The sequence below is a fragment of the Paenibacillus sp. BAC0078 genome (assembly GCF_054483875.1).
On sequence record NZ_JBTLRW010000002.1, the window covers coordinates 586,272 to 608,628 of the forward strand.

General features: G+C 45.3%; 17 protein-coding genes and 1 pseudogene. 8 read left to right on the forward strand and 10 right to left on the reverse strand.

Annotated elements, in window-relative coordinates; translation table 11 throughout:
* The first annotated feature begins 3 nt into the window (after window positions 1-3).
* On the forward strand, window positions 4-1,446 hold the full coding sequence (locus tag ACX1DY_RS06080; RefSeq protein ID WP_458963282.1) for a GH32 C-terminal domain-containing protein: 1,443 nt from the start codon (window positions 4-6) through the stop codon (window positions 1,444-1,446).
* Between the two features lie 124 nt (window positions 1,447-1,570).
* On the opposite strand, the gene ACX1DY_RS06085 is transcribed toward ACX1DY_RS06080, so the two are convergent.
* On the reverse strand, window positions 1,571-2,455 hold the full coding sequence (locus tag ACX1DY_RS06085) for a LysR family transcriptional regulator (RefSeq protein WP_458963283.1): 885 nt from the start codon (window positions 2,453-2,455) through the stop codon (window positions 1,571-1,573).
* Window positions 2,456-2,588: 133 nt separating this feature from the next.
* On the opposite strand from ACX1DY_RS06085, the gene ACX1DY_RS06090 reads away from it, so the two are divergent.
* The 3 genes from ACX1DY_RS06090 to ACX1DY_RS06100 are packed head-to-tail and all read left to right on the forward strand — an operon-like array spanning window position 2,589 to window position 4,514.
* Window positions 2,589-3,434 carry an alpha/beta fold hydrolase gene (locus ACX1DY_RS06090; protein WP_458963284.1) on the forward strand — a complete coding sequence of 282 codons (846 nt, stop codon included), beginning with the start codon at window positions 2,589-2,591 and terminating at the stop codon, window positions 3,432-3,434.
* Between the two features lie 24 nt (window positions 3,435-3,458).
* Complete coding sequence (gene murI / locus ACX1DY_RS06095) at window positions 3,459-4,247, forward strand: glutamate racemase (RefSeq protein ID WP_458963285.1); 789 nt, start codon at window positions 3,459-3,461, stop codon at window positions 4,245-4,247.
* Between the two features lie 57 nt (window positions 4,248-4,304).
* Entirely contained in the window at window positions 4,305-4,514 is a 210-nt protein-coding gene (locus ACX1DY_RS06100; protein WP_458963286.1) for a hypothetical protein, read from the forward strand.
* A gap of 314 nt (window positions 4,515-4,828) precedes the next feature.
* On the opposite strand, the gene ACX1DY_RS06105 is transcribed toward ACX1DY_RS06100, so the two are convergent.
* The 4 genes from ACX1DY_RS06105 to ACX1DY_RS06120 form a co-directional block, all read right to left on the reverse strand.
* Complete coding sequence (locus tag ACX1DY_RS06105) at window positions 4,829-6,214, reverse strand: sugar porter family MFS transporter (RefSeq protein ID WP_458963287.1); 1,386 nt, start codon at window positions 6,212-6,214, stop codon at window positions 4,829-4,831.
* A 202-nt stretch (window positions 6,215-6,416) separates the two neighbouring features.
* Window positions 6,417-7,754 (reverse strand): response regulator, encoded by a 1,338-nt coding sequence (locus ACX1DY_RS06110; RefSeq protein ID WP_458963288.1) that lies wholly within the window; start codon window positions 7,752-7,754, stop codon window positions 6,417-6,419.
* Window positions 7,732-9,177 carry a sensor histidine kinase gene (locus ACX1DY_RS06115; protein ID WP_458963289.1) on the reverse strand — a complete coding sequence of 482 codons (1,446 nt, stop codon included), beginning with the start codon at window positions 9,175-9,177 and terminating at the stop codon, window positions 7,732-7,734. Before ACX1DY_RS06115 ends, ACX1DY_RS06110 begins: the two co-directional genes overlap by 23 nt.
* Window positions 9,174-10,169 (reverse strand): sugar-binding protein, encoded by a 996-nt coding sequence (locus ACX1DY_RS06120; RefSeq protein WP_458963290.1) that lies wholly within the window; start codon window positions 10,167-10,169, stop codon window positions 9,174-9,176. Before ACX1DY_RS06120 ends, ACX1DY_RS06115 begins: the two co-directional genes overlap by 4 nt.
* 591 nt (window positions 10,170-10,760) lie before the next feature.
* Here ACX1DY_RS06120 and ACX1DY_RS06125 point away from each other — a divergent pair.
* Together ACX1DY_RS06125 and ACX1DY_RS06130 are read left to right on the forward strand one after the other, a co-directional pair.
* Window positions 10,761-11,317, forward strand: a pseudogene (locus ACX1DY_RS06125) (LysE family translocator).
* Window positions 11,318-11,342: 25 nt separating this feature from the next.
* Window positions 11,343-11,723, forward strand: a complete 381-nt coding sequence (locus ACX1DY_RS06130; protein ID WP_458963291.1) for an AraC family ligand binding domain-containing protein — start codon at window positions 11,343-11,345, stop codon at window positions 11,721-11,723.
* A gap of 130 nt (window positions 11,724-11,853) precedes the next feature.
* On the opposite strand, the gene ACX1DY_RS06135 is transcribed toward ACX1DY_RS06130, so the two are convergent.
* The 4 genes from ACX1DY_RS06135 to ACX1DY_RS06150 form a co-directional block, all read right to left on the reverse strand.
* Window positions 11,854-13,614: an ABC transporter ATP-binding protein gene (locus tag ACX1DY_RS06135; RefSeq protein WP_458963292.1), complete on the reverse strand. Its 1,761-nt coding sequence runs from the start codon at window positions 13,612-13,614 to the stop codon at window positions 11,854-11,856.
* The gene (locus ACX1DY_RS06140) at window positions 13,614-15,365 is read right to left on the reverse strand and encodes an ABC transporter ATP-binding protein (protein ID WP_458963293.1); all 1,752 of its coding nucleotides are present in this window, start codon (window positions 15,363-15,365) and stop codon (window positions 13,614-13,616) included. Before ACX1DY_RS06140 ends, ACX1DY_RS06135 begins: the two co-directional genes overlap by 1 nt.
* A 200-nt stretch (window positions 15,366-15,565) precedes the next feature.
* The gene (locus ACX1DY_RS06145) at window positions 15,566-16,621 is read right to left on the reverse strand and encodes a sensor histidine kinase (protein WP_458963294.1); all 1,056 of its coding nucleotides are present in this window, start codon (window positions 16,619-16,621) and stop codon (window positions 15,566-15,568) included.
* The gene (locus tag ACX1DY_RS06150; RefSeq protein ID WP_458963295.1) at window positions 16,618-17,292 is read right to left on the reverse strand and encodes a response regulator transcription factor; all 675 of its coding nucleotides are present in this window, start codon (window positions 17,290-17,292) and stop codon (window positions 16,618-16,620) included. The genes ACX1DY_RS06145 and ACX1DY_RS06150 overlap by 4 nt, the downstream gene beginning before the upstream one ends.
* A 297-nt stretch (window positions 17,293-17,589) precedes the next feature.
* On the opposite strand from ACX1DY_RS06150, the gene ACX1DY_RS06155 reads away from it, so the two are divergent.
* On the forward strand, window positions 17,590-19,077 hold the full coding sequence (locus tag ACX1DY_RS06155; protein ID WP_458963296.1) for a DUF5605 domain-containing protein: 1,488 nt from the start codon (window positions 17,590-17,592) through the stop codon (window positions 19,075-19,077).
* Between the two features lie 242 nt (window positions 19,078-19,319).
* Entirely contained in the window at window positions 19,320-21,305 is a 1,986-nt protein-coding gene (locus ACX1DY_RS06160) for a beta-galactosidase (protein ID WP_458963297.1), read from the forward strand.
* A 92-nt stretch (window positions 21,306-21,397) separates the two neighbouring features.
* Here ACX1DY_RS06160 and ACX1DY_RS06165 read toward each other — a convergent pair whose 3' ends face one another.
* Window positions 21,398-22,300, reverse strand: a complete 903-nt coding sequence (locus ACX1DY_RS06165; RefSeq protein ID WP_458963298.1) for an AraC family transcriptional regulator — start codon at window positions 22,298-22,300, stop codon at window positions 21,398-21,400.
* Window positions 22,301-22,357: the final 57 nt, after the last annotated feature.

Consider the following 22,357-nt stretch of genomic DNA (forward strand, 5'->3'; position numbering starts at 1 on the left):
TTAATGAAAGAATTTTTTTATCGTCCGCATAATGCTTGGGTAGGGGATGTTATTCCCTATTACGAAGATGGAGAGTTTAAGCTGTTCTATCTGCACGGGTGGAGAGACAACTACCGGGAAGGTCTTGATCATGGCTGGCATTTGCTTGGCACGAAGGATTTCGTGAATTACAGGGAAGATGGAGCTTGCAGGATCGAAGGCGGAACCGGCCATATTCTCAAAGTGGACGATGTCTATCATATGTTCTATTGTATCTTTCCCGAAGGGAAACAGTTCGCCTGCCATGCCATCAGCAAGGATCTGCGAACATGGGAGCCGATTCCTGAAGACACTTTTGGTCCGGATGGTGAAATTTATGAGCTGGCGGACTGGCGCGATCCCTTTGTATTCTGGAATGAAGAAGAGGGACAATACTGGATGCTGATCGCAGCACTGGCAAAAGGACCGACGAACCGGAAAGGCTGCACCGGTCTACTGTCGTCCAAGGATCTCAAGCATTGGGAGTACCGTGAGCCGCTGTACGCACCGAACCTGCATGTGGGAGCGCATGAATGCCCGGACTTATTCCGGATGGGGGACTGGTGGTACCTCATCTATTCTTCTTATACGGGGCGTTTCGGCACATTTTACCGGATGAGCCAATCTTTAAACGGGCCTTGGATTACTCCGCAGGAAGAGGCTTTTGATGGACGTGCTTATTATGCGGCCAAGTCGGTGTCCGATGGACAGAAACGTTATCTGTTCGGCTGGAATCCGACGAAAGATGACGATCTGTTCGGCTGGAACCCGCCCAAAGCTTCAGGCAAAGACTATGACACATGGGATTGGGGCGGCAATATGATTGTACATGAAATTATTCAACGTCCGGATGGAACACTTGGTGTGAACGTACCCGAAACGGTTAACTCTGCCTTTACCGAACAGTTACCCACAAATTTTGAGGGAATTGCAGGAGATTGGTCGATCACGGACGATGTGCTGCTCTGTGAATCTCCTTATGCTTTTGCAGGTTGTATCACACAGGAGGAACTGCCCGATCAGTGCAAGATTTCTACAACCGTACGTTTCTCGGGATCAACCCAGGGTCTAGGGTTCATGCTTCGGGCAGGCGAAAGTCTTGATTTTGCCTACTATATCACGCTTGAGCCCCAGCGCAGCCGAATTACCTTCCGTGGGCCAATTATGCAATCTGAAGAGGGAGGTAAAACCTTCCCTTATGATGTGGAGCTGGAACGCCCGCTCAAGCTGCTGCCGGAACAGGAATATGAGCTGAAGGTGTTTATTGACGGCACGATTTGCGAAATTTATGTCGGCGGAGATGTGGCGATGAGTGCCAGAATGTACGACATTCAGCAAGGAAAGCTTGCTATATTCGTCAGTCAGGGGGCAGCAGAATTCCATAGGGTGAAGATTGAAACTTTGGGAGCCGGTCAGGCTCTACAATAAGTGCAGGAAATGAGTGCATCCGGTTAACTTCATACTTTTCATGTTCATTTTAAGAACAGCCATTTGAATAGGGTGGTTGTTCTTTTCTTATAGATAAGGGGGGATGCGGGCTCTCATTCGTGGTCTAATGATCTTGAGTGAAGCTGAACCTCTGTTTTGAAATTCGGATAAATTCGGATATAGCTGCAGTTTCATAAGTATCTTTACGACGTATGAATAGAGTCGGGGTTTTATAGAACTCTTCCGAGATTTCTTGAGATCGCAAGTTATATTGAACCATGGCTCTTTCAACCACTGAGCGAGGTAACAGGGATACCCCGAGACCAGCATGAATACATCCAAGGATTCCTTCCAATGTTCCAAACTCCATGATCTTAGCAGGAATAATTCCTTGCAAATGTAACCAATCCTCGAGTTTTCGCCGGTATGAACACCCAACACGAAATACCAATAAAGTCAGATTTCGCAATTGTTCAGCCTGGTCAATTGAGGGGAATTGTCCTCCCGATATGAACGCAAGTTCCTCAACCCCTATCTCTGTAATATCGAGCTCAGCATGATCAACTGGCGCAGCTACGAAAGCTCCGTCCAACTCGTATTTCAACACTAAATGGATGAGTTCTTCCGTCGTTCCAGTTTTTAATGCCAAATCCACCTCTGGATAAGATTTATGATAATCGGTGAGTATAGACGGTAGCCGAATCGCTGCTGTGGTTTCGAGCGATCCGATCCGAAGCGGCCCTCTTGGGATTGAGTTATCTGCCACGACCCGTTCCGCCTCTTGAGTAAGAAAGACAATTTTCTCAGCATAGGACTTGAGTGTTTCTCCTGATGTTGTAAGCCGAACCCCTTGCCGCCCACGACGAAATAGCGCTGTTTTCAGTTCCTTTTCAAGCTGCTGGATACGGATGCTTATACTCGACTGAACATATTCCATTTTTTCGGCTGCTTTGGTAATGCTTCCTTCGTTCGCAACTGCGAGGAAAATCTGCAAGTCCCGGATGTCCACCGTCATTCCTCCATTTTAGTATTGATAATTTTGATGTTACCAATCGCATTAATTCATTTTACACGATATTTGTGAGAAGTTACAATTAGTTCAGTAAGCGACAGGTCTTATAAAGAAAACAGGAGGTTACAGTATGACGACATATCATTCATTAGAGATAGAAGGATTGAATGTATTTTATCGTAAGGCTGGTAATCCCAACAGGCCAGCAATTTTATTACTTCATGGCTTTCCATCCGCAAGTCATATGTTTAGAGAGCTAATACTTATTTTAGAAAAAGATTACTATTTAATTGCTCCTGATTATCCGGGGTTCGGGAATTCCTCATCCCCTGACAGAGAAGATTTCCAGTATACATTTGACCATATTACTGAAATTATCGAAGCTTTTATCGATAAACTAGGGCTTGTTAAATATGCGTTATACGTCTTTGACTACGGAGCCCCTATTGGCTTTCGTATAGCCATGCACCATCCAGAACGTGTAACAGCAATAATAAGCCAGAATGGCAACATTTATCGTGAAGGACTAGGGGGAAAATGGGCGGCACGAGAAGATTATTGGCATTATCCTACACAAGAAAAAAGAGAAAGTTATAGGACAGCATTTGCGCCTGACACGATCAAGAACCAATATGTTGATGGAACAAAGGAAAGCCAAGTTTCCCCAGATGGCTATACTCTTGATATTGCTTATATGTCCCGGCCGGGAAATGATGAGAAACAATTGGATTTGATTTTTGATTACCAAAATAATGTAAAAATGTACCCGGACTTTCAAAAGTATCTCCGTGAATATCAGCCACCCTTATTGGCAGTGTGGGGTAAAAATGATGTTTCATTTATTCCGGCTGGTGCTGAAGCTTTTAAGAAAGATTTACCTAAAGCCGAGATTCATTTATTGGATACTGGGCACTTTGCATTGGAAACACATGCATATGAAATTGGAGAACTAATGTTGAATTATTTGAAAAAATAATGGAATTCGAGGTGGATAATAGAAATGCAAATAGGTTTTTTTGATTCTGGAATTGGAGGCATTACTGTATTGCATGATACATTAAAAGTTTTACCTAATGAAGATTATTTATATTACGCAGATACATTAAATGTTCCATATGGGCACAAAACGAAAGATGACGTTAAAAAGTATGTTTTAAATGCTATAGAATTTATTACCCAGCAAAAAGTAAAAGCGATAGTAATTGCTTGCAATACTGCCACAAGTGCAGCAATCGGAGAAATAAGGGCAAAATACAGTATTCCAATCATTGGTATGGAGCCTGCTGTAAAACCAGCTGTTACAACAAAAAAAAATATAGATAAACGAATTTTGGTAACTGCTACTGCTTTGACTCTAAAGGAAGAAAGACTTCAAAATCTTATTACTGAATTAGATAACGAACATGTTGTTGATTTATTACCGCTTCCGAAATTAGTTCAGTTTGCAGAAAGTTTTGAGTTTAACGAGCAAATAGTGCTGTCTTATCTTCAAGAACAATTATCTATATATGATTTAAGTAAGTATGAAACTATTGTTTTAGGATGTACTCACTTTTCTTACTATAGAGATATATTTAGAAAACTATTTTCATCGGATGTTAATATAATTGATGGGAATAATGGTACTGCAAAAAATTTAAAAAAAGTATTGGAAGAAATGAATTCTTTAAATGAAGGCAACGGCAATATTTCTTTCTATTGTTCAGGAGTCAAAGTCGAGGATAAGGCTAAATTAAATGAGTTTAATAAACTGTTCAAAAGATTGGATGCTATTAAAGAATATAATTAAACGTCTGAGATTGGGAATGGAGTATTTGAGATTTCTGATGGTGATAAGATCCAACTAATGACAGAGGAAAAAGTAGTAGTGGATTTTAAAATAACCTCGGATTATCCAGCCATATTTAAGCTTAACGATGAAGTCATTGAATCACACCCAACGGCAACTAACGAAAGCGTCCAGTGGATTTCATTCTACCCTGCAGAAACAGAAACGAATGTAGAGATTGATATTAATGGTGAGGTGCATAATTTCTTTTTCATTCTGATTGACTGAAATGAAACACTACCCCTTATTACATAAGGGTTTTTAACAGCGAATTCTCATTTAAAATGAAAAATCACAAATGTGGTGGATCACCAAAGCTGCTAAAACGACCATGAAAGCTGCGAAAAGTGGCTGATGAAAAGAGAAAAAATCATCTTATATTCGTAATCAAAACCACCCGTAGAACGGGTGGTTTTGATTTTCTCGGAGCTACTGGATGTTTCCTGGTGCGGCGACTGTGCAGCAGGGTCGGCAGAGCGGATCATACAGCGACAGGATAGCACTCCTAGGGGTTCCGGATATTGCAGTCACGCATTGTTACATTATAAAGAGCGTTCAATCATTTTCGTGACTTGTTTTAGTTGTTTTTTTTCAGAATGAGCTGCCATTTCTATTTCGATTTGTTCCAAAGTGCGGCCTTTCGTCTCTACAACTACAAACCGTATAAAGAGTAATCCCAGAATGCAAATGACACCAAACGCTGAAAAAATAATCCCAAAACTGAACTTATCAGCAAGAAGAGGGAATACAAGTCCAATTAATAGTGAACCAGTCCAATTGAAGGCTGATGAGATTCCCCCTCCGATTCCGCGCACTGAGAGCGGGAAAATTTCTCCGACAATAATCCAGGTAAGCGGTGCCCAAGAAAATGCATAGCAAAGAATGTAGCAGCAGAGGGCGATTAATGTAATCCAGTTGAGCATACCGTCATTGACTCCGAACTTGCCAAGAATAGCCGGTGTAAAGAAGGAAAGCGCCATACCTGCGCTGCCGATCGTAAGGATTGTACGGCGGTTGAATTTATCGACAAATTGCAAAAAGATAAGAGTTGTTACCACAAAGATTACACCTACAACCACCGTAAATCCGGCAGCTAACTGCGATGACAAACCGACGTTACGCGCAATACTTGTGGCATAATATACGATTGAGTTAGCGCCTTGGATTTGCTGAAAAGTCGCCATGCCAACCCCTATGATTAACGCCATTCGAAACTTCTTATGGAATAATTGAGATATCCCCGTTTTTTCATGATCGGCAACGTTTTCAATTTCAGATATCTCTGCATTTATTTCGTCATCTGAACTGCGGAGAGAAGTTAGTACCTCGCGTGCTTGTTGGCTCATTCCGTTTTTAATTAAGTACCTTGGTGATTCCGGGAGTTTGAGCATACCCAAATATAAAATGATAGCAAAGAGTGCGGCACTACCGAGCATTAACCGCCAGCTGTTTGGTATTGGTTCGAAAATGAATGCCACAATATAACTTAACAACATTCCAATTACAATCATTAATTGGTTTAAACCGGACAACTTACCACGCATATTCGCCGGTGCGATTTCGGACATGTACGCAGGAACCAAAGAAGAAGCTGTACCGACTGCAACTCCTAAGAAGATACGCGCAATTGTCAATGTGATTTCGTCCGGGGCAACTGCTGAACCGACGGCTCCGATAAAGAAAATCGTCGAGGAAATTAAAATCAGTTTCCTGCGTCCGAACTTATCCCCTAATAATCCGCTTAATATAGAGCCGATAATCGCTCCACCCATTAAAGAAGAAACAACGATTCCTATCCATAGGGAACTTAAATTAAAGTCGCTTTTGATGTGTCCTTCTGCACCGGCAATAATACCGATATCGTAACCAAATAAAATGCCGGCAAACGAACCGAAGAAAAAGATAAACTTGCTTGATACTCTAGTCATTTACTCCCAACCCCTTCTTAATAACAGATCACATAAGATCTTCAAAAAGAAGTATAGCATGCGTCAGCTAAAGGGAGATTAGGAACCGTCTTCACTAATTTGTGCTATTTCCGCACTATTTCAACCTTCGCTATGATTAGAAGAAAGTTAAAGCCTGGAGTAGCATTTTCTTGTTTACTGATATCAAAAAAATCCATCCGTGCTATTTTTGATCCTTGTACGAAGTAGGTGCCAAGCCAGTGATTTTTTTAAAGACACGACTGAAATAGTTGGGATCTTTGTAACCAACTTCAAAGCTTATTTCCTTCAAGGATAATTGTCCAGCCTTAATCAAAGAGATGGCTTTTTCAATACGAAGGCGGGTAACATAGTCGATAAAGCTTTCACCGCATTGCTGTTTAAAAATCTTACTGAAATAATGGGGGTTCAAGTGAACGAAATCAGCCACAACTTCCAGAGACAATTCGTCCGATAACTTTTCCGAAATATATTGTCTGGCCCTATCTAGTACAGTTAGGGTTTGCTCCACGCGTTGCTCGCGCATCCGCTGCAAAGCGAATGTGACATAGGATTGTTGGGTTTGATTGTTTACTATATCGTCTGTACCGAAAGAATAAGGTTGGGAGTCACGTTGTTTTAAGTCATCGAAATGACATGCCTTATCCAATTTATTCAACATAGTGGAGGCGAATACTGCTTCAAAATAGGATTTGCGGAACCCTTCGGTTCTGCTGTGTGTTGATCCAATCCCGATGGATACTTTCAGACCTAAGTGCTGCTCTATAATTCCGTACAGTTGCTCGGCCAGTTGCTTCGTCTTCTGGTACCAGTTAGTTTCACTGACGGAAGTAGGTTTGTGTAAAAAAATGACCATATGCTGGTTGATCAGTGAGCTGACAATAGAGTCAGGACTGTGGGATTTGACAAAGCTCCGGAGATAATCATAGATCTTGTTTTTTTTCTGCATATAGGCTTCACCATGAAAAGCGGCGACTATTGCACAACCGCGGGTAAGGGGGATGTCGAGCCATTCCGACAGCTGATCAGCGTTTGTATCCACTGTTTGGTCAAGCATGAGCATTAATGCCAATTCATTTTCAGCAAGCGGAAGAAGCTGAGAAACTTTATGTCGCATTTCCAGTTCCTGCATTCTTAAGTGGTTTTCCTGCTCAATTTCATTCAGTAGCCGTTGAAAAACTTCGATGAGCTGTTCCCGTTTGGCGGGCTTTAAAAAGTACTCTTTTGCACCTAGAGAAAGAGCTTCTTGTGCATAAGTGAAATAGTCGTATGCGGTTAATACAATGAATTTTGTATTGGGGAGCCGGCGTTTCATCTCCCTTAAAGCCTCTAGCCCACCGATGCCGGGCATGTTGATATCCATTATGGCAATATGGGGACGATGCTCTTCAGCAAACTCGATTGCCATCCTGCCGTTAGAAGCATGAATAATGTGGAAAATTCCAGGCATCGACCGTTCAACAATACATTCTAGGCCTTCCCGTTCAAGTGGTTCGTCATCAGCGATCAACAATCGGTACATTTGAGTACTCTCCTTCTGTTTTGGTTGGAATCCGTATGAGGATTGAAGTACCTCTACCGGGTCTGCTTTCAATTTCGATAAGATCATCTCTTTCATAGAAAAGCTGTAGTCTTCTGAATACATTGCTTGTACCAATACCAGTGGAGTTTTTATGGTCGGTTTCTGCTTCGAAATGTAGAAGCGAGAGCCGTGTCTCCTCCGGCATACCGACTCCATTATCTGTCAAGACAATACACACTCCTTCGGAGGTGCTTTGGATTAAAAGACGGATAACAGCTCCATGTTCCATACTTGCAACACCATGAAGAAAAGCATTTTCGACCAGCGGCTGGAGCGTGAGAGCTGGAATTGCCACATGCAACGCGGAAGCATCAGTGTCAATTTCAAACGAGATGCGATCACGAAAACGGGTCATCTGAATTGTGATATATTCCTTAATATGAGCAATCTCTTCCTGCAAGGTAACTGGTTTATCTAGCTTTTGCAAGCTGTATCGCAGTAGATTGGAAAGGGAGATGATCAGATCACTTGTTTTCTCTGCTCCTTCCAGAAAAGCCAGCTTGGACAGCACATTTAAAGTATTGAACAAAAAGTGAGGGTTGATTTGGCTCTGAAGTGCCTGAAGTTCCAGTTCCTTCACAATGCGTTGCATTTCCAGGCTCTTTTTGTCTTTTTCGATCAACTCGTTTAGATCAGCAGACATTTGTTGGATGGCATAAGACAGCAGTCCTAACTCATCTTCTTTATGCGGTTCCGGCTCTATCCTGAGATCTCCTTTAGCTATTTTTTTTGCCATGCTGACCAGTCTGCTTACCGGACCAGTGATGCCCCGTGAAACCCAAACAGCAAGCAAAACGCCCATGAGTGTGCTCATTCCGAACAGTGCGATACCGCGCCGATTCATGCGCTCATTTTCAGCTCTGATATTTTCGATGATAGGACCATAAAAAGTAAGCTCCGAATGAACCAATTGTTGGCCGGTTTCACGAATATAACTAACTGTTTTTTCGGTCTCCATATAATAATCGAATGCAGATTGAAGCTCTCCGGACTGTGCTGCCGCAACCGCTGAATGTTTTTGTTCCAGCAATGTTGCCAGTAAATTAATGTAGCTCTCCGGGTCAAATGAATGAGTGGGGGAGGCAAGTTTGGGCATTTTTTCGATTTGATTGTGCAATGTTATTAATTGATTCCCGGCCGTATCAATCCCTTCAGTATCCGCAGAATTGACCAGATAAGCATAAAGCAGCCGGAGGTTGCTATCAGCCGACTCGGTGGTTCTTTCAATCAGCAGGACGCGTTCCATCATTTCATCATAACTTGCCTGTACTATTTTCCCACTTTGAAACACGAAGTAAGCAACGGAATTAGCAAGGACAACGAGGAGAGGGATGAAGATTAACAGCTTCATGCGTATCGTCATTTTCCGATCACCCCAGTTTCACTACTAGAAGAAGGGACACTAAGCACGGATGTTTCAGTAAAAGTTAGACTTGGGGGCTTGATCCCCTGCAAGTATTTATGAAGTAGTTCAACTGCTTTTAAGCCCATTTCCACAGGTTGCTGGACTATTGTTAATTTAATTTCCCCCGCTTGGACTGCTTCAACCGTTTCGGTTTTATCATCAAAAGCGAAAATCTCCAGCCCTGTTGGCCGGATCCTTTGTACCGCTTTCAGTATGCCAAGACCGTCAGAAGAACTGAACCCGACCATATACCCAATTTGCGGATAACGGGAAAGCATGTTTTGCGCCACTCGTGCAGCTTGGAGCATCGAAATGTTGGAGGATGCTACTTCAATGATCTGAAGTCCTGGGTACTGACTTATGACCGAGCGAAAGCCTTGAAGCCTTAACCTCTGATTCTCAACTTGTTCGTTACTAATCAGGACTCCGATGCGACCCTGTTGCCCGGATGCTTTTACCACCAATTCGCCCATTTGTTTACCGGCGCCCAGATTGTCTGTTCCTACATAAGCCAACCTTTTCGAACCAGGCTCATCTGTATCCACAGTAATAACAGGGATACCCAAGTCTGTCGCTTTGCTGATTAATTGGCGGTATTCCGGATCATTAATTCCTTGAATCAGGATAGCATCGGCTTTGGCTGAGATAGCTTTATCTAGTAATCTGATTTGCTCGGCGGGATTTATGCGGTCTGGTCCGATATACTCCAGCTCCATTCCGTAAGCGATTGCAGCCTTGCGTGCCCCTTGCTCGATTGCTCGCCATGAATAATTCTCAAGTTCTTGAGAAATTAGCACGATGTGAATCGGGTCGGTTCCGGTCGATGAATGAGTCTGTAACGGTTTAACAAGATTATGAATCTTTAGCAACGAGCTGCTAAATTGCAGCAACAGCAACGTAAACATAACAATGATCAGGACAATAGCGAATGTCCATTTGCGGGTTTTCATACAGTGCTCCTTCAATTAACAATAATAATATTGCCCATTATACATTAATAGACTGAAGCAGGAAATCGCGATGCTTTTAATTTATGTAAGCAATTGAGTGCTGATGCGGGAGAGCGAACTTAAAACAACTGCGTACAACATTTATTTATAGGATTGGGTCTATTAATGATATAGCTACGCATCTTTGACTATGGGCGATCCCGAGCTATATAGAACACGGGGGAGAAGCTATTATCGGGACGCTGCTTTCAATTACTTACGGCAAGCAGTACCTGAATTCGTCAATATGCAAATCGTGGAGATTCACGAATAGCAGAGCAGAGAGAAAGCCGAGGAATGTTTTTGGAATTGGATAAAGCTTGATTGCCCAGTACCACTACATGCAAGATTTTAGTGGAATAGTTGTAGATGATGTACTAAGTTTTGAAAAATATTCAGTCTCACGATAGATGGTTAAGCTAACGAAAACGTTAGTATGCGAATGATCTAGTTGAAATAGGATTTTAACCAGTATCAATTTCTGCAATAATATACTATAGCCCCTCCAAACGAAGATGTAATATATGAGAATAACCGGAAAGAGAGGTTCTCATGGATACTACATCTTTTTTGATTTACTGCGTTAGACCTACGAATATCGTCATATTGTCTACTGTGAATAATCTTGGAGCGAAAAAAGCGATGGAATATACGTATGGGGCAACGATTGGTTTTGGCCTGTTGCTGGTTATTTCCGCTATGTTGAATACGATCCTCATCTCGCTCATGCCGAAAATAATTATTGTGATGCAGATCATCGGAAGCTGTTATATGCTCTATCTTGGTTACCTGATTTACAAAATGGATGTATCAAACCCGGGTGATAAGCAAACAGCTACCTTTTTGTCAGGCTTCCTTATGCAGTTTCTTAATCCAAAGGTAGTTCTGTTCACATTAACTGTAATTCCGACTTTTATTATGCACGGCTATAACTCAAGCACTGCGATGATATTAAGTATTATAGCGATTACAATAATTGGCTTTCTGGCATTTATTACATGGGTGCTATTCGGTACGATCTTCAAAGCGTTTTTACAGAAGCATAACAGTCGGTTAATGTAGTAATGGCGCTATCTCTTATTTACGCTGCTATCATGATTTGGATGTAGGGAAGCTTATGAAGAGGTGAATGGAATGAACAAATTTATATATAAAAAATCGGCCGGCATTACCGCATTGTCAGCAACGATGACTGATTTTACGTATAAAAAGCATTCTCATCAGGAGTATGCCATAGGAGTTACGTTACGCGGGATTCAAAAGTATAACCTGGCAGGCAGTTTACAATTATCCTATCAGAACGGTGTTATGCTCTTTAATCCGGAACAGGCCCATGATGGAATGGCACATGATATGACGGGTCTGGATTATGTCATGCTTTATATCGAGCCTCAATTGCTTGATATTTATTCAGCAGTTGCTGCCTGCGGTTTTGTTGACCTAACCCATTTGAACAAGCACTTTAAGGGTGTATATGGAACAACAGCATTTGAATATATGTCGCTTATAAATTAAGAAGTTGAAGCATTTCATGAGTTCATCATGAGCAGCCAGCCCAGAATAATTCCTGGGCTGGCTGCTCTTTTACATGTTTGCTGAAGGAAGCCTCTTTTTGGTGATGTCCAATGTGATTTCGTTCAGTGCTTTAAGAAGCCTGCTCGAATTGGCTGTTATATAGCTCGGCGTAGAAGCCGTTTTTGGCCAGCAGCTCGCTGTGGCTGCCGCTCTCCAGAATGTCGCCGTCCTTCAGCACGAGAATGACATCGGCATTCTTGATGGTCGAGAGCCGGTGGGCGATGACGAAGGAGGTTCGGCCTTCCATGAGCCGGTCCATCGCCTGCTGGATCAGCAGCTCTGTCCGGGTATCGACCGAGCTGGTCGCCTCGTCGAGAATGAGCATCGGCGCATTTTTGAGCATCGCGCGGGCAATGGTGAGCTGCTGCTTTTGTCCGGCTGACAAATTGACTTTGTCGTTCAATACTGTATCGTAACCGGCGCTCAAGGTCTGGATGAAATGGTGCAGGCCCACCGACTTGCAGGCATCCTGAATCTCCTGATCGGTAATACCGGTCTGGTTATACACCAGATTCTCGCGGATTGTACCATCAAACAGCCAGGTGTCCTGCAGCACCATACAGAACTGGTCATGGATATTCTCCCGGGTCAGGCTGCTGATCGGAGTATCGTCGATGTAAATCTCGCCGCCGGTCAGTTCATTGAAACGGATGAGCAGATTGACGAGCGTCGTTTTGCCGGCGCCGGTAGGGCCGACAATGGCGATTTTTTGACCCGGCTGAACCTCGGTGGAGAAGTCCTTGATGACCGGTTTGTCCGTACCCTCATAGGTAAATTTCACGTGTTCGAATTTCACTCTGCCGGTTGCGGCTTCCAGTCGTACCGTCTTCTGGCTCTCATCGTCCATTTCCTCAGCTTCCAGGAATTCAAAGACGCGTTTGCCGGCCGCTGAAGCGGATTGCAAGCTCTGCGCAGCCTGGGCAATCTGCGAGAGCGGCTGGGTAAAGAACCGGACGTACATCATGAAAGCGACGATGACCCCGAAGGAAATGTCTCCGTTCGACGCCAGTATAGCACCAACCACACAGACGGCCACAAAGCCCAAATTCCCGATAAACATCATAATCGGCATCATCAGACCGGAGAGGAACTGGGCCTTGAATGCACTGTTTTTCAGGTTTCCGTTCAAATCTTCAAATGCGCCGCGCATCTGCGCTTCGGCATTGTAGGCTTTTACAACGGTATGTCCGGTGTAGACTTCTTCCACATGACCGTTGATCTTACCCAAGTATTCTTGCTGGCTCTGAAAATACTTCTGGGATTGCTTCATAATAACCATCATCAGACCGAAGCCAATGACCGTCGCGACAACTGCTGTAACGGTCATGATCCAATTCGTCTTGAGCATCATGACGATCGACCCGATGAACAGCGAGATCGCGGTGACCAGCATACCTACGCTCTGATTCATCGCTTGCCCGATGGTATCCACATCATTGGTTACCCGGGAAAGAATATCGCCGGTCGTCGATTTATTGTAGTAGGAGATCGGGAGTCTGTTCATTTTGTGGGCCAGATCGGCTCTTAAACGTTTGGAGACTTTCTGCGTCACATTTGCCATAATGAGTCCCTGTGTTAGAGACAGTAGAGCGCTGATCCCATAGATAATGATTAGGTAAAATCCGATAGAAGCCACTGCATCCAAGTCGATTCCGGTGGCGATGCCCTTGGTAATCAGGTCGGTCATCTCCGAGAGCTGATCCGGACCGAGCAGGGTAAGCACTGTCCCGATAGCTGCACTGATTACGGCTATGAGTACTACTGGAATATATTTGCGGCAATAACGGAGAAGCTTGCTCCAGGTGCCGGGTTGTTTGTTGTTTGCAGACATTATGCCAACTCCTCCTTAGACAGCTGCGAATAAGCAATTTCTTGATAGACGCTGCAGTTGTCCATTAATTCCTCATGTGTGCCTATGCCGGCAATGCGGCCGTCTTCCAGCACGATGATCTTATCCGCATCCTTAATGGTACCGATCCGCTGGGCGACAATCAGCATCGTGGTTCCGTGGGAGCCTTTTTTCAACTCGCTGCGCAGTTTGCGGTCCGTTTTATAATCCAGCGCGGAGAAGGAATCGTCGAAGATCAGAATTTCCGGACGGCGGGCGACGGCCCGGGCGATGGACAGCCTTTGCTTCTGGCCGCCGGACAGATTGGAACCACCCTGAGCAATGTGCGCATCATAGCTGCCATCCATTTTCTCTACGAAATCTGAAGCCTGGGAAGTATATACGGCGTCCACCACTTCAGCGGAAATGTCACTGCCGTTGTCGCCGAAGGCGATATTGGACGATACTGTCCCGCCGAACAGCACTGCTTTTTGCGAGACATAACCCATCTTGTTGCGGAGCGCGCTCTGTTCGTACTCATTAACGTTCATCCCGTCGACGAGCACCTCACCATCGGTTGCATCATAGAAGCGGGGGATCAGGTTGACAACGGTGCTTTTGCCGCAGCCGGTCGAGCCGATGAAGGCGACGGTTTCGCCTTTGCTCGCGGTAAAGCTGATATCTTTAATGACATAATCATCTGCATCGGGATATTTAAAGCTGACATTTCTGAATTCCACCTCACCGGCAAGCTTGGAAGGCGAAGCGGTCAGCGATCCGTTCGTCAGTCTTGGCTTGGTATCCAGCACTTCGTTGATCCGTTTGGCCGCGACATGGGCGCGGGGCATCAGAATGAAGATCATAATCAGCATCATAAAGGCCATAACCACCTGAATCGCATAGGACGAGAAAATGATCATGTTGGAGAATGTACCCATTTTGTCAGCCATATTGGCAGATTGGATCAGTCCCGCGCCTACCCAATAAATTGCAAGGCTCAGCCCGCTCATAATCATGGTGATGCTTGGCATAAGTACCGCCAGTACACTGTTCGCGAACAGGTTCGTCCGGGTGAGATCATCATTAGCTCCGCTGAACTTATCCTCCTGATAGCCTTCCGCATTATAAGCACGGATAACGCGCAGTCCGGTCAGATTCTCTCTGGATACCCGGTTCAGGTTATCGGTCAGCTGCTGCAGCTTCTGGAACTTCGGCAGCACGAGCACGACACAGATCCCGACGATCAGGATAAGCACTCCGACGGCAATACCGGTCGTCAGCGACCATTGCCAGCTCTTGCCGGTAATCTTCAGCAGTGCCCACACTGCAAGGATCGGGGCTTTCACCAGCAACTGCAGACCGATAACAATCAGCATCTGCACCTGGGTAATATCGTTGGTCGAACGGGTAATCAGGCTGGCTGTCGAGAAGCTGTTGATCTCCTCCATGGAGAAGGACTGCACCTTATCGAACAGCTTGGAGCGCAGCCGGGCCGAGAAGTTGGCCGCGATCCGGGCCGCGATGCCGGCAACAACAATCGAGGTCGCCAGACTGCCGAGCGCACACAGCAGCATCCAGCCGCCGGTAGCCATAATCTCGCTCATTTCGCTTCCCGGTGTCTGAACCAGCCGGGTAATTTCACTCATATAATCGGGTAATTCGAGATCGAGCCATACCTGGGCAACGATAAAAAGGATGCTGACGCCGAAGAGAGCCCATTCCTTCGGGTTTAAGTACTTGAGTATTTTGACCATAAGTCTGACTCCTTTGTGTGATGATGTATGTATGGTACCGGAACAACATAAACTGAAAGTTAACTTTTCTGAAAAATAGAAAAAGCTTTGAAAAAACCTCGCGGTTCTTTCAAAGCTTTGTTTAATTTATATGTTTCTGGGGTCCCCGCAAAGTACCTGACAAGGCTTCGAAGCCAAAGCCTCACTTTGTGGGGTTATTTTTATGCTCCAGACGGCAATGTGACGATAAATGCTGTTCCTTCGGAAGGTGTGCTCTCGCAAGCAACCTTGCCGCCGTGCAGGCTAATGATTTGCTGTACGATGGTCAGGCCGAGTCCATTGCCGGCTGCCGAGTGGGACGTATCCGCCTGGTAGAATTTATCGAAGATTCTGGGGACGGCCTCCGGATCAATCCCGCTGCCGGTGTCACGGAACACCACCTCCAGCGATTCTGCCGTCCGTTTCATCCCGATAGTGATTGTTCCATGCTCCGGTGTGAACTTGACCGCATTATCCAGCAGATTAAGCCAGACCTGATTGAGCAGCTCTTTATTGCCGGATAGGGAATAATCATGCAGGGTGAGATCGAGCGATACATGTTTTTTTTCGATTTTGGCGGCCAGCAGCAGCACACACTGGCGGATCTGTTCTCCGATATTCACTTTTTGCTTATCTGTCAGAATAGTCTGTGTCTCAATCTTCGACAGCTCCAGCACATTTGAGGCCAAGGAGGCCAGTCTGGCGGATTCCTCAATGACGATATCCAGATATTCATTCCGTTCTTCTCTGGAGAGGTCGTCATGCTTCAGGATTTCGGCAAAGCCTTTGATTGAGACAATCGGTGTCTTGAATTCATGGGAGAAATTGTTCACGAAATCGGTACGCAATATCTCAATACCGCCGAGCTCCTCGGCCATCCGGTTAAAATTCTCAGACAGAATCCGGTACTCAGGGGGACTCTTCAAATACAGGCGCGTGGAGAAATCGCCGGCGGCCAGCCGCTTGGTTGCATCAATAAACTCCCGGATCGACTGAACCATTTTGCGGCTGGCTAAGCCGGAGATCGCGGTTCCGATAATGATGCAGGATAACAAAATCATGATGGGCAGCACAATTCCGCCCTGGGCGATTTCATTATTCAGCAGCCCGAAGAAATGGGCCAGAAAGAACAATATACCGGTGATCACAACGGTGATTAGGAAAATAACGCATACCATCAGTGAAAATAGGAACGGCAGGGTGATTTTCTCTTTGATTCTTGCACCCAATCTGCTCATGGATTCCGCACCGCCTTATAGCCGAGGCCGCGGACAGACACCAGTTCGAATTCGGGATACCCTTCGAACCGCTTCCGCAGACGGTTGATATGCACATTGACCGTGGTGTCCGTGCTCTCACTTTGCATCCCCCAGATTTCGTCCATCAGTTGGATACGGGTGAAGATGCGGTCCGGGTAGGACAGCAGCTTATACAGCAGGTAGAACTCTTTTTGCGGAAGGGTCTGCTTCTCCTCGTCCCGTGTAACCGTCAAGGCATCATGGTCCAGAATCACCTTGCCTACAACCAGCTTACGGGCACTTGCGATCTGGGAACGGCGAAGCAAGGCCTGAATCCGCAGCAGCATTTCCTCGGTATCAATCGGCTTCGTCATATAATCGTCGGTCCCGAGGCGGAAGCCCTTCTTTTTATCCTCAGGAAGATGCTTGGCTGTAGCCATCAGAATGGGAATCTGGTTGCCGGCATCCCGGAGCTCCTTGGCGAACTCATACCCGTCCATATTCGGCATCATAATATCAAGAATGATCAGGTCGATATGCTGCTGTTCGAGCACCTCCATTGCCCGTACCCCGTCTTCGGCGGTGGACACCAGGTAACCTTCACGTTTCAGCACGGCTTCAAGCAGTCTTCTGGCATGCCGGTCATCTTCTGCAACCAGTATATGGATCATCGCTTTCACTCCAATGGTGTGGTCATTTGATGGTAGAACATCTAACCCTATCATAACCATCCTGAAAAGGATTAGGCAAGAAATGTACTTTTGTTTAGTAAGTTTAGTTTGAAGGTAGAATCTTTCTGTTCCTTGGGCTTTTGTTCATTATATTATAACTGTATTGACGATGTATTTAAGTTGATGTAGGATTTGAATGAGTAAAAAAGTGGTAAATGTTCGTTGAAATTTAGTTTGTGTTTAGCTTAATTATTGGTCTTTCATAATTTTCAAGAATAATAGGAAGGAGATTATGTTGTGGCTTATAAAACACAAGAAAACATTTCCGCTGTGATCCCAGAGAAGGTGTCTAAGTGGGGAGTATGTGAAATTGTACTGCATGGAGGGCCCGTACAAGGCAATCCATTTGTGGACGTTTCGTTGAACGCAGAATTTACTTTTGGAGAACGCTCCATTCAAACCTCTGGGTTCTATGATGGAGAAGGTGTGTATTGCATCAGATTCATGCCGGACAGCGAAGGGAAGTGGTTGTTCAGAACAAACAGCACAGAACATTCTCTTCATGGAATCGAAGGCGTATTCGAATGTGTAGCTGCAAAGACAGGAAACCACGGACCGGTCCGGGTAAAAAATACTTTTCATTTTGCTTATGAGGACGGAACACGTTATCTGCCAGTCGGCACAACTTGCTACGCATGGATCCATCAGGGAGAAGCCATGGAGCAGCAAACATTGGCAACCTTGAAAGCGAATCCATTTAACAAATTGAGAATGTGTGTATTCCCTAAATCATATTCATATAACACCAATGAGCCGGTCTACTTTCCGTTTGAAGGTTCGCTTGAGCAGGGCTGGGACTATAGCAGGTTTAATCCGGGGTTTTTTAGGCATTTGGAGGAAAGGATTGCCGATCTCGGCGAGCTTGGTATTGAAGCAGACCTGATTCTATTCCATCCCTACGACCGCTGGGGATTCGCTGAAATGGGCAAGGATGCAGACGATCTATACCTACGGTACATTGTAGCAAGACTTTCTGCGTATCGCCATATTTGGTGGTCTCTTGCTAATGAATACGATTTTATGAGGACCAAAAACCTTGATGACTGGGAGCGGTTCGCTCAAATTGTAACGGACAACGATCCTTATGGCCATCTGATATCTAACCACAATGGTTCAATAGTTTATGATTTTCACAAACCGTGGGTTACTCATTGCAGTATTCAGCGTGTTGACGTATACAAGACGGCCGAGAATACAGACGAATGGAGAAAACAATGGAATAAGCCGATAGTTATCGACGAATGTGCATACGAAGGCAATCTGGAGTACGGTTGGGGAAACATTACCGGGCAAGAAATGGTCCGGCGCTTCTGGGAAGGCTTCGTTCGCGGAGGATATGTCGGACATGGTGAAACTTATCTGCATCCAGAGGACAAAATATGGTGGGCCAAAGGCGGTCAACTCTACGGAACCAGTCCTGCGCGTATTGCGTTTTTACGCCGTGTAATGGAAGAGGGACCGGCAGAGGGCTTGAACCCGTTGCCTTCCGATTGGGATTTGCCCTGTGCAGGGATTGAAGATGAATACTATCTGTTTTATTTCGGATTCAATCAGCCAAAGTTCCGTGAGTTCAAGATGAAACCAAACATCCGCTTTAAGGTTGAACTGCTCGATACCTGGAACATGACTGTGGAGAGGTTGGAGGATAGCTATGAAGGCACTTTCCAGATCGCTCTGCCTGAGCGGACTTACATGGCTGTGAGAATGACAGCAATTCCTATATAAAAACTAAAGAAAAAATAAAAAGGGCAGAAGTGACGGGAGGGGAAGTTTGGATACTTACGGAGCGAATGCGTCCGCCTTTGTCTACGGATTTCATCCGCGAAGAGTATAAATGACCTGAATCTATTGGATATGTTCTTCAGATAAGGGCATCGACTTGTTAAAAATTCCCCTATATAATGACTGTGAATTTGCTTGGGCATGCAGTTTTATTCTGAGTTTTTATGGGAGGAGCAAAGCAGAGGATGACATTATCTTTGGCAGGTACATTCCGTAGCGTTCCCGAAGGGATCAGAATTACAACATTTGCGGAGGATCATTTTCAGATTGAAACAACTCCGGAGGGGGGCGGCGCAGCTCTCGATTTATCGCAGTATGCACCGGGTATTTGGAAGGACTATGAATATTTGACCGCAGATATTTACCATGAATGCCACGATGTACTGGTTATCATTTTCAATTTTCGGGATACTGCCGGGCGCTCTGTTTCGGTTCATTACGGCGTTCTTCCTCGTGTAACAACGCGATTGTGCTTGCCGCTGAAGGCTTTAAATGGTGAAAAGCTATTTTTGGACCGTTATCCCGGCGTGCTGCAATCACTACTCAGGGGAGATTCCTTTGTGGACCGCAGCCGGATTGAAGGACTCTCGGTCTGTACGATTCCTTCGGTTACCGATAGGCGGTTCGAAGTATCGGGGCTGCGGCTGACACGGGAAGAGCCGGAGTTCAAGTATACTCCCAGCCAATATATTGATGAGCTGGGGCAGCTCTCCTGGAAGGAGTGGCAGGGAAAAACGAAGTCTGCCGAAGAAATGATAGCTGCATTAAATGAGGAGCTTGCCAGGGCGCGGCAAGGGGAGGGAAATCCCGATTGGCCTAACGGCAGCTATGGCGGCTGGAAGAAGCTGCAATTTGCGGCTACCGGGTATTTTCGGACCGAGTTCGATGGAGCGAACTGGTGGTTTGTTGACCCGGATGGATACGCTTTATTCAGCGCCGGGATGGACTGCGTCGGGCCTTCTTCCGAGCTGCAGGTAACGGGAATGGAGCATTTGCTGCCCGTGCTTCCTGAGCGGGAAGGGCCGTTTAAGGATGCGTGGAGCAAGAGCGGATACTCGCCCTTTATCGCCAACATGATCCGCACGTTCGGGGAGCGGTGGCGGGAATGCTGGAGGGAATTGACGGAGCAGCGATTGAAGGAGTGGGGCATCAACACGATTGGAAACTGGTCCGATCCGGATTTTATCTCCAGCTCCAAGCTTCCGTATGTTTATCCGATGCACAGCTTTCCTTCGACGAAAGAGGCAATTTATCGCGATTTCCCGGACGTCTTCAGCCCCGGATACGAGGAGAGTGCGGCGGAGTTCGCTAAGCAATTGGTTGCGCTTAAGGAAGACAAGAGACTGGTGGGCTATTTCATGCGGAACGAACCGCAGTGGGCTTTCGTTGACGGACTGAATTTGACGGAGGAGATGCTGCGCAGCCCCGTTCCGTACGCGTCCAAATACCGACTAATTGCCTGGCTCGAAGATAAGTATGGAACAGTCGAGCGCTGGAACACGGCTTGGGAATCCTCGTTTGATAATTTCCAGGACCTCTTGGATAACCAAAAAGCATCGGCAGAAGGTAATGAGGAGCGAGGGAACGATTTTACGTTATTCAACCGGATGATGATCAGGCGTTATGTAGAAATTCCTGCAAGGGCTTGCAAAGCTGTTGATCCCCGGCATTTGAATCTGGGTATGCGCTACGCCTGGATTTCCAATGAAGATCTACTGGAAGGCTGCGAAGCCTTCGATGTATTCAGCATCAATTGCTATCAGCTTCAACCGGACCGGGAGCTTATCGAGCGTATCAGCAGGAGGCTTAAGCGACCGGTGATGATTGGGGAATTTCACTTCGGAGCTGCAGATTCCGGCTTGCCGGCTTATGGTATCCGGGCAGTGACTACCCAGCAGGACCGGGGGCTCGCTTACCGCTATTACGTAGAACAAGCTGCTGCAATACCAAGTCTGATCGGTGTTCATTATTTTCAGCTTAACGATCAGACGGTACTGGGGCGTTTTGACGGGGAGAATTATCAGATCGGGGCAGTTGATGTCTGCCAGCGGCCATATCAGCCTTTGGTGGAACAGATGATCATCGCTCATCGGAACATGTATGAAGTCCGGTCCGGCCGGATGGAACCGATCGCTCAGGCGCCTGAGGAAATACCAAGAACCGGTTTCTAGACCGCTAATAGAAGGAACAGAAAAGCCGTCACTAGCGGACCAATGGCACGCTGGCGACGGCTTTCTCTTTTGCTTAGAATGCACTATATATTTCACCTTCCATGTAATTTCTTATAATCACTTGGAGTCTTACCGGTAAGTTTCTTGAATACCTCATTGAAATGTTTAATGTCTTTATAGCCTACCTGCCCAGCGACAACAATAATTTTGTTGTCCGTATGTGTAAGCAAATTGCAGGCCTCTTCAATTCGCAGCTTCTGAACATACTCTGAAATTGTCATGCCCGTATGATCCTTGAACAGCCTGCAGAAATAAGTAGGACTCAGGAACGAATGAGAGGCAAGCTCGTTAAGCTTTGTGCTTATTGTGTAATTTGCTTTCAGGTATTGGATGGATTTTTCTATAAGCTTGGCATGATGTGACATTCTGCTGTTATCGGTCTTGTACGATTTTTTTAAAGAACGAAAGATTGTAATAAGCAATTCCATAAGGTATGCTCTGAGAATTTCAATATATCCGTCCTCTTGATTCGTGAATTCTACTAGCATTTTCTTATAAATTGCCTCTATAGCCAAGTTTTCTCCGCCTAATATTTTTAGATCATCAATACTGTCAGCTTCTAAAGAAAAAATAGAACGAAAGGAGAGATAGTGGATAACGTCGCTGAAATCCTTATAATCATTAAGATTAACATCAATAAAATCCGGCTTGAATACACAGTTATAGACTTGTAAGGGGGGCGCACCAGGAGAATCAATGGATCTGAATTCGTGTGGGGTCTGGTAGTTGATCAGAAACAAATCGCCCTTGCAGACTTCATACTTGTTATCCCCAAGAATATGTATGCCTGATCCAGAGGCCACATATGAAATTTCGATAAAGTCATGAACATGTAAGTGTGGTTCCGAGCTCTCACTAAATAAGTTGAGAAATATAGAATTGCCGTTATTAAAAAATCGCTCGCCGGAATCACGGTAAATAGCAGCGTTATTCATAAAATTCACCCCATACAATTATAATATGCCCCCAAGAAATTGAAAATATGAAGCAGG

What these genes read in the sequence shown, in the direction of transcription:
- ACX1DY_RS06080 (WP_458963282.1), top strand. Translation starts at nt 4, where the DNA reads ATGAAAGAATTTTTTTATCGTCCGCATAATGCTTGGGTAGGGGATGTT.
- ACX1DY_RS06090 (WP_458963284.1), top strand. Translation starts at nt 2,589, where the DNA reads ATGACGACATATCATTCATTAGAGATAGAAGGATTGAATGTATTTTAT.
- murI (WP_458963285.1), top strand. Translation starts at nt 3,459, where the DNA reads ATGCAAATAGGTTTTTTTGATTCTGGAATTGGAGGCATTACTGTATTG.
- ACX1DY_RS06100 (WP_458963286.1), top strand. Translation starts at nt 4,305, where the DNA reads ATGACAGAGGAAAAAGTAGTAGTGGATTTTAAAATAACCTCGGATTAT.
- ACX1DY_RS06105 (WP_458963287.1), bottom strand. Translation starts at nt 6,214, where the DNA reads ATGACTAGAGTATCAAGCAAGTTTATCTTTTTCTTCGGTTCGTTTGCC.
- ACX1DY_RS06110 (WP_458963288.1), bottom strand. Translation starts at nt 7,754, where the DNA reads ATGTACCGATTGTTGATCGCTGATGACGAACCACTTGAACGGGAAGGC.
- ACX1DY_RS06115 (WP_458963289.1), bottom strand. Translation starts at nt 9,177, where the DNA reads ATGACGATACGCATGAAGCTGTTAATCTTCATCCCTCTCCTCGTTGTC.
- ACX1DY_RS06120 (WP_458963290.1), bottom strand. Translation starts at nt 10,169, where the DNA reads ATGAAAACCCGCAAATGGACATTCGCTATTGTCCTGATCATTGTTATG.
- ACX1DY_RS06130 (WP_458963291.1), top strand. Translation starts at nt 11,343, where the DNA reads ATGAACAAATTTATATATAAAAAATCGGCCGGCATTACCGCATTGTCA.
- ACX1DY_RS06135 (WP_458963292.1), bottom strand. Translation starts at nt 13,614, where the DNA reads ATGTCTGCAAACAACAAACAACCCGGCACCTGGAGCAAGCTTCTCCGT.
- ACX1DY_RS06140 (WP_458963293.1), bottom strand. Translation starts at nt 15,365, where the DNA reads ATGGTCAAAATACTCAAGTACTTAAACCCGAAGGAATGGGCTCTCTTC.
- ACX1DY_RS06145 (WP_458963294.1), bottom strand. Translation starts at nt 16,621, where the DNA reads ATGAGCAGATTGGGTGCAAGAATCAAAGAGAAAATCACCCTGCCGTTC.
- ACX1DY_RS06150 (WP_458963295.1), bottom strand. Translation starts at nt 17,292, where the DNA reads ATGATCCATATACTGGTTGCAGAAGATGACCGGCATGCCAGAAGACTG.
- ACX1DY_RS06160 (WP_458963297.1), top strand. Translation starts at nt 19,320, where the DNA reads ATGACATTATCTTTGGCAGGTACATTCCGTAGCGTTCCCGAAGGGATC.
- ACX1DY_RS06165 (WP_458963298.1), bottom strand. Translation starts at nt 22,300, where the DNA reads ATGAATAACGCTGCTATTTACCGTGATTCCGGCGAGCGATTTTTTAAT.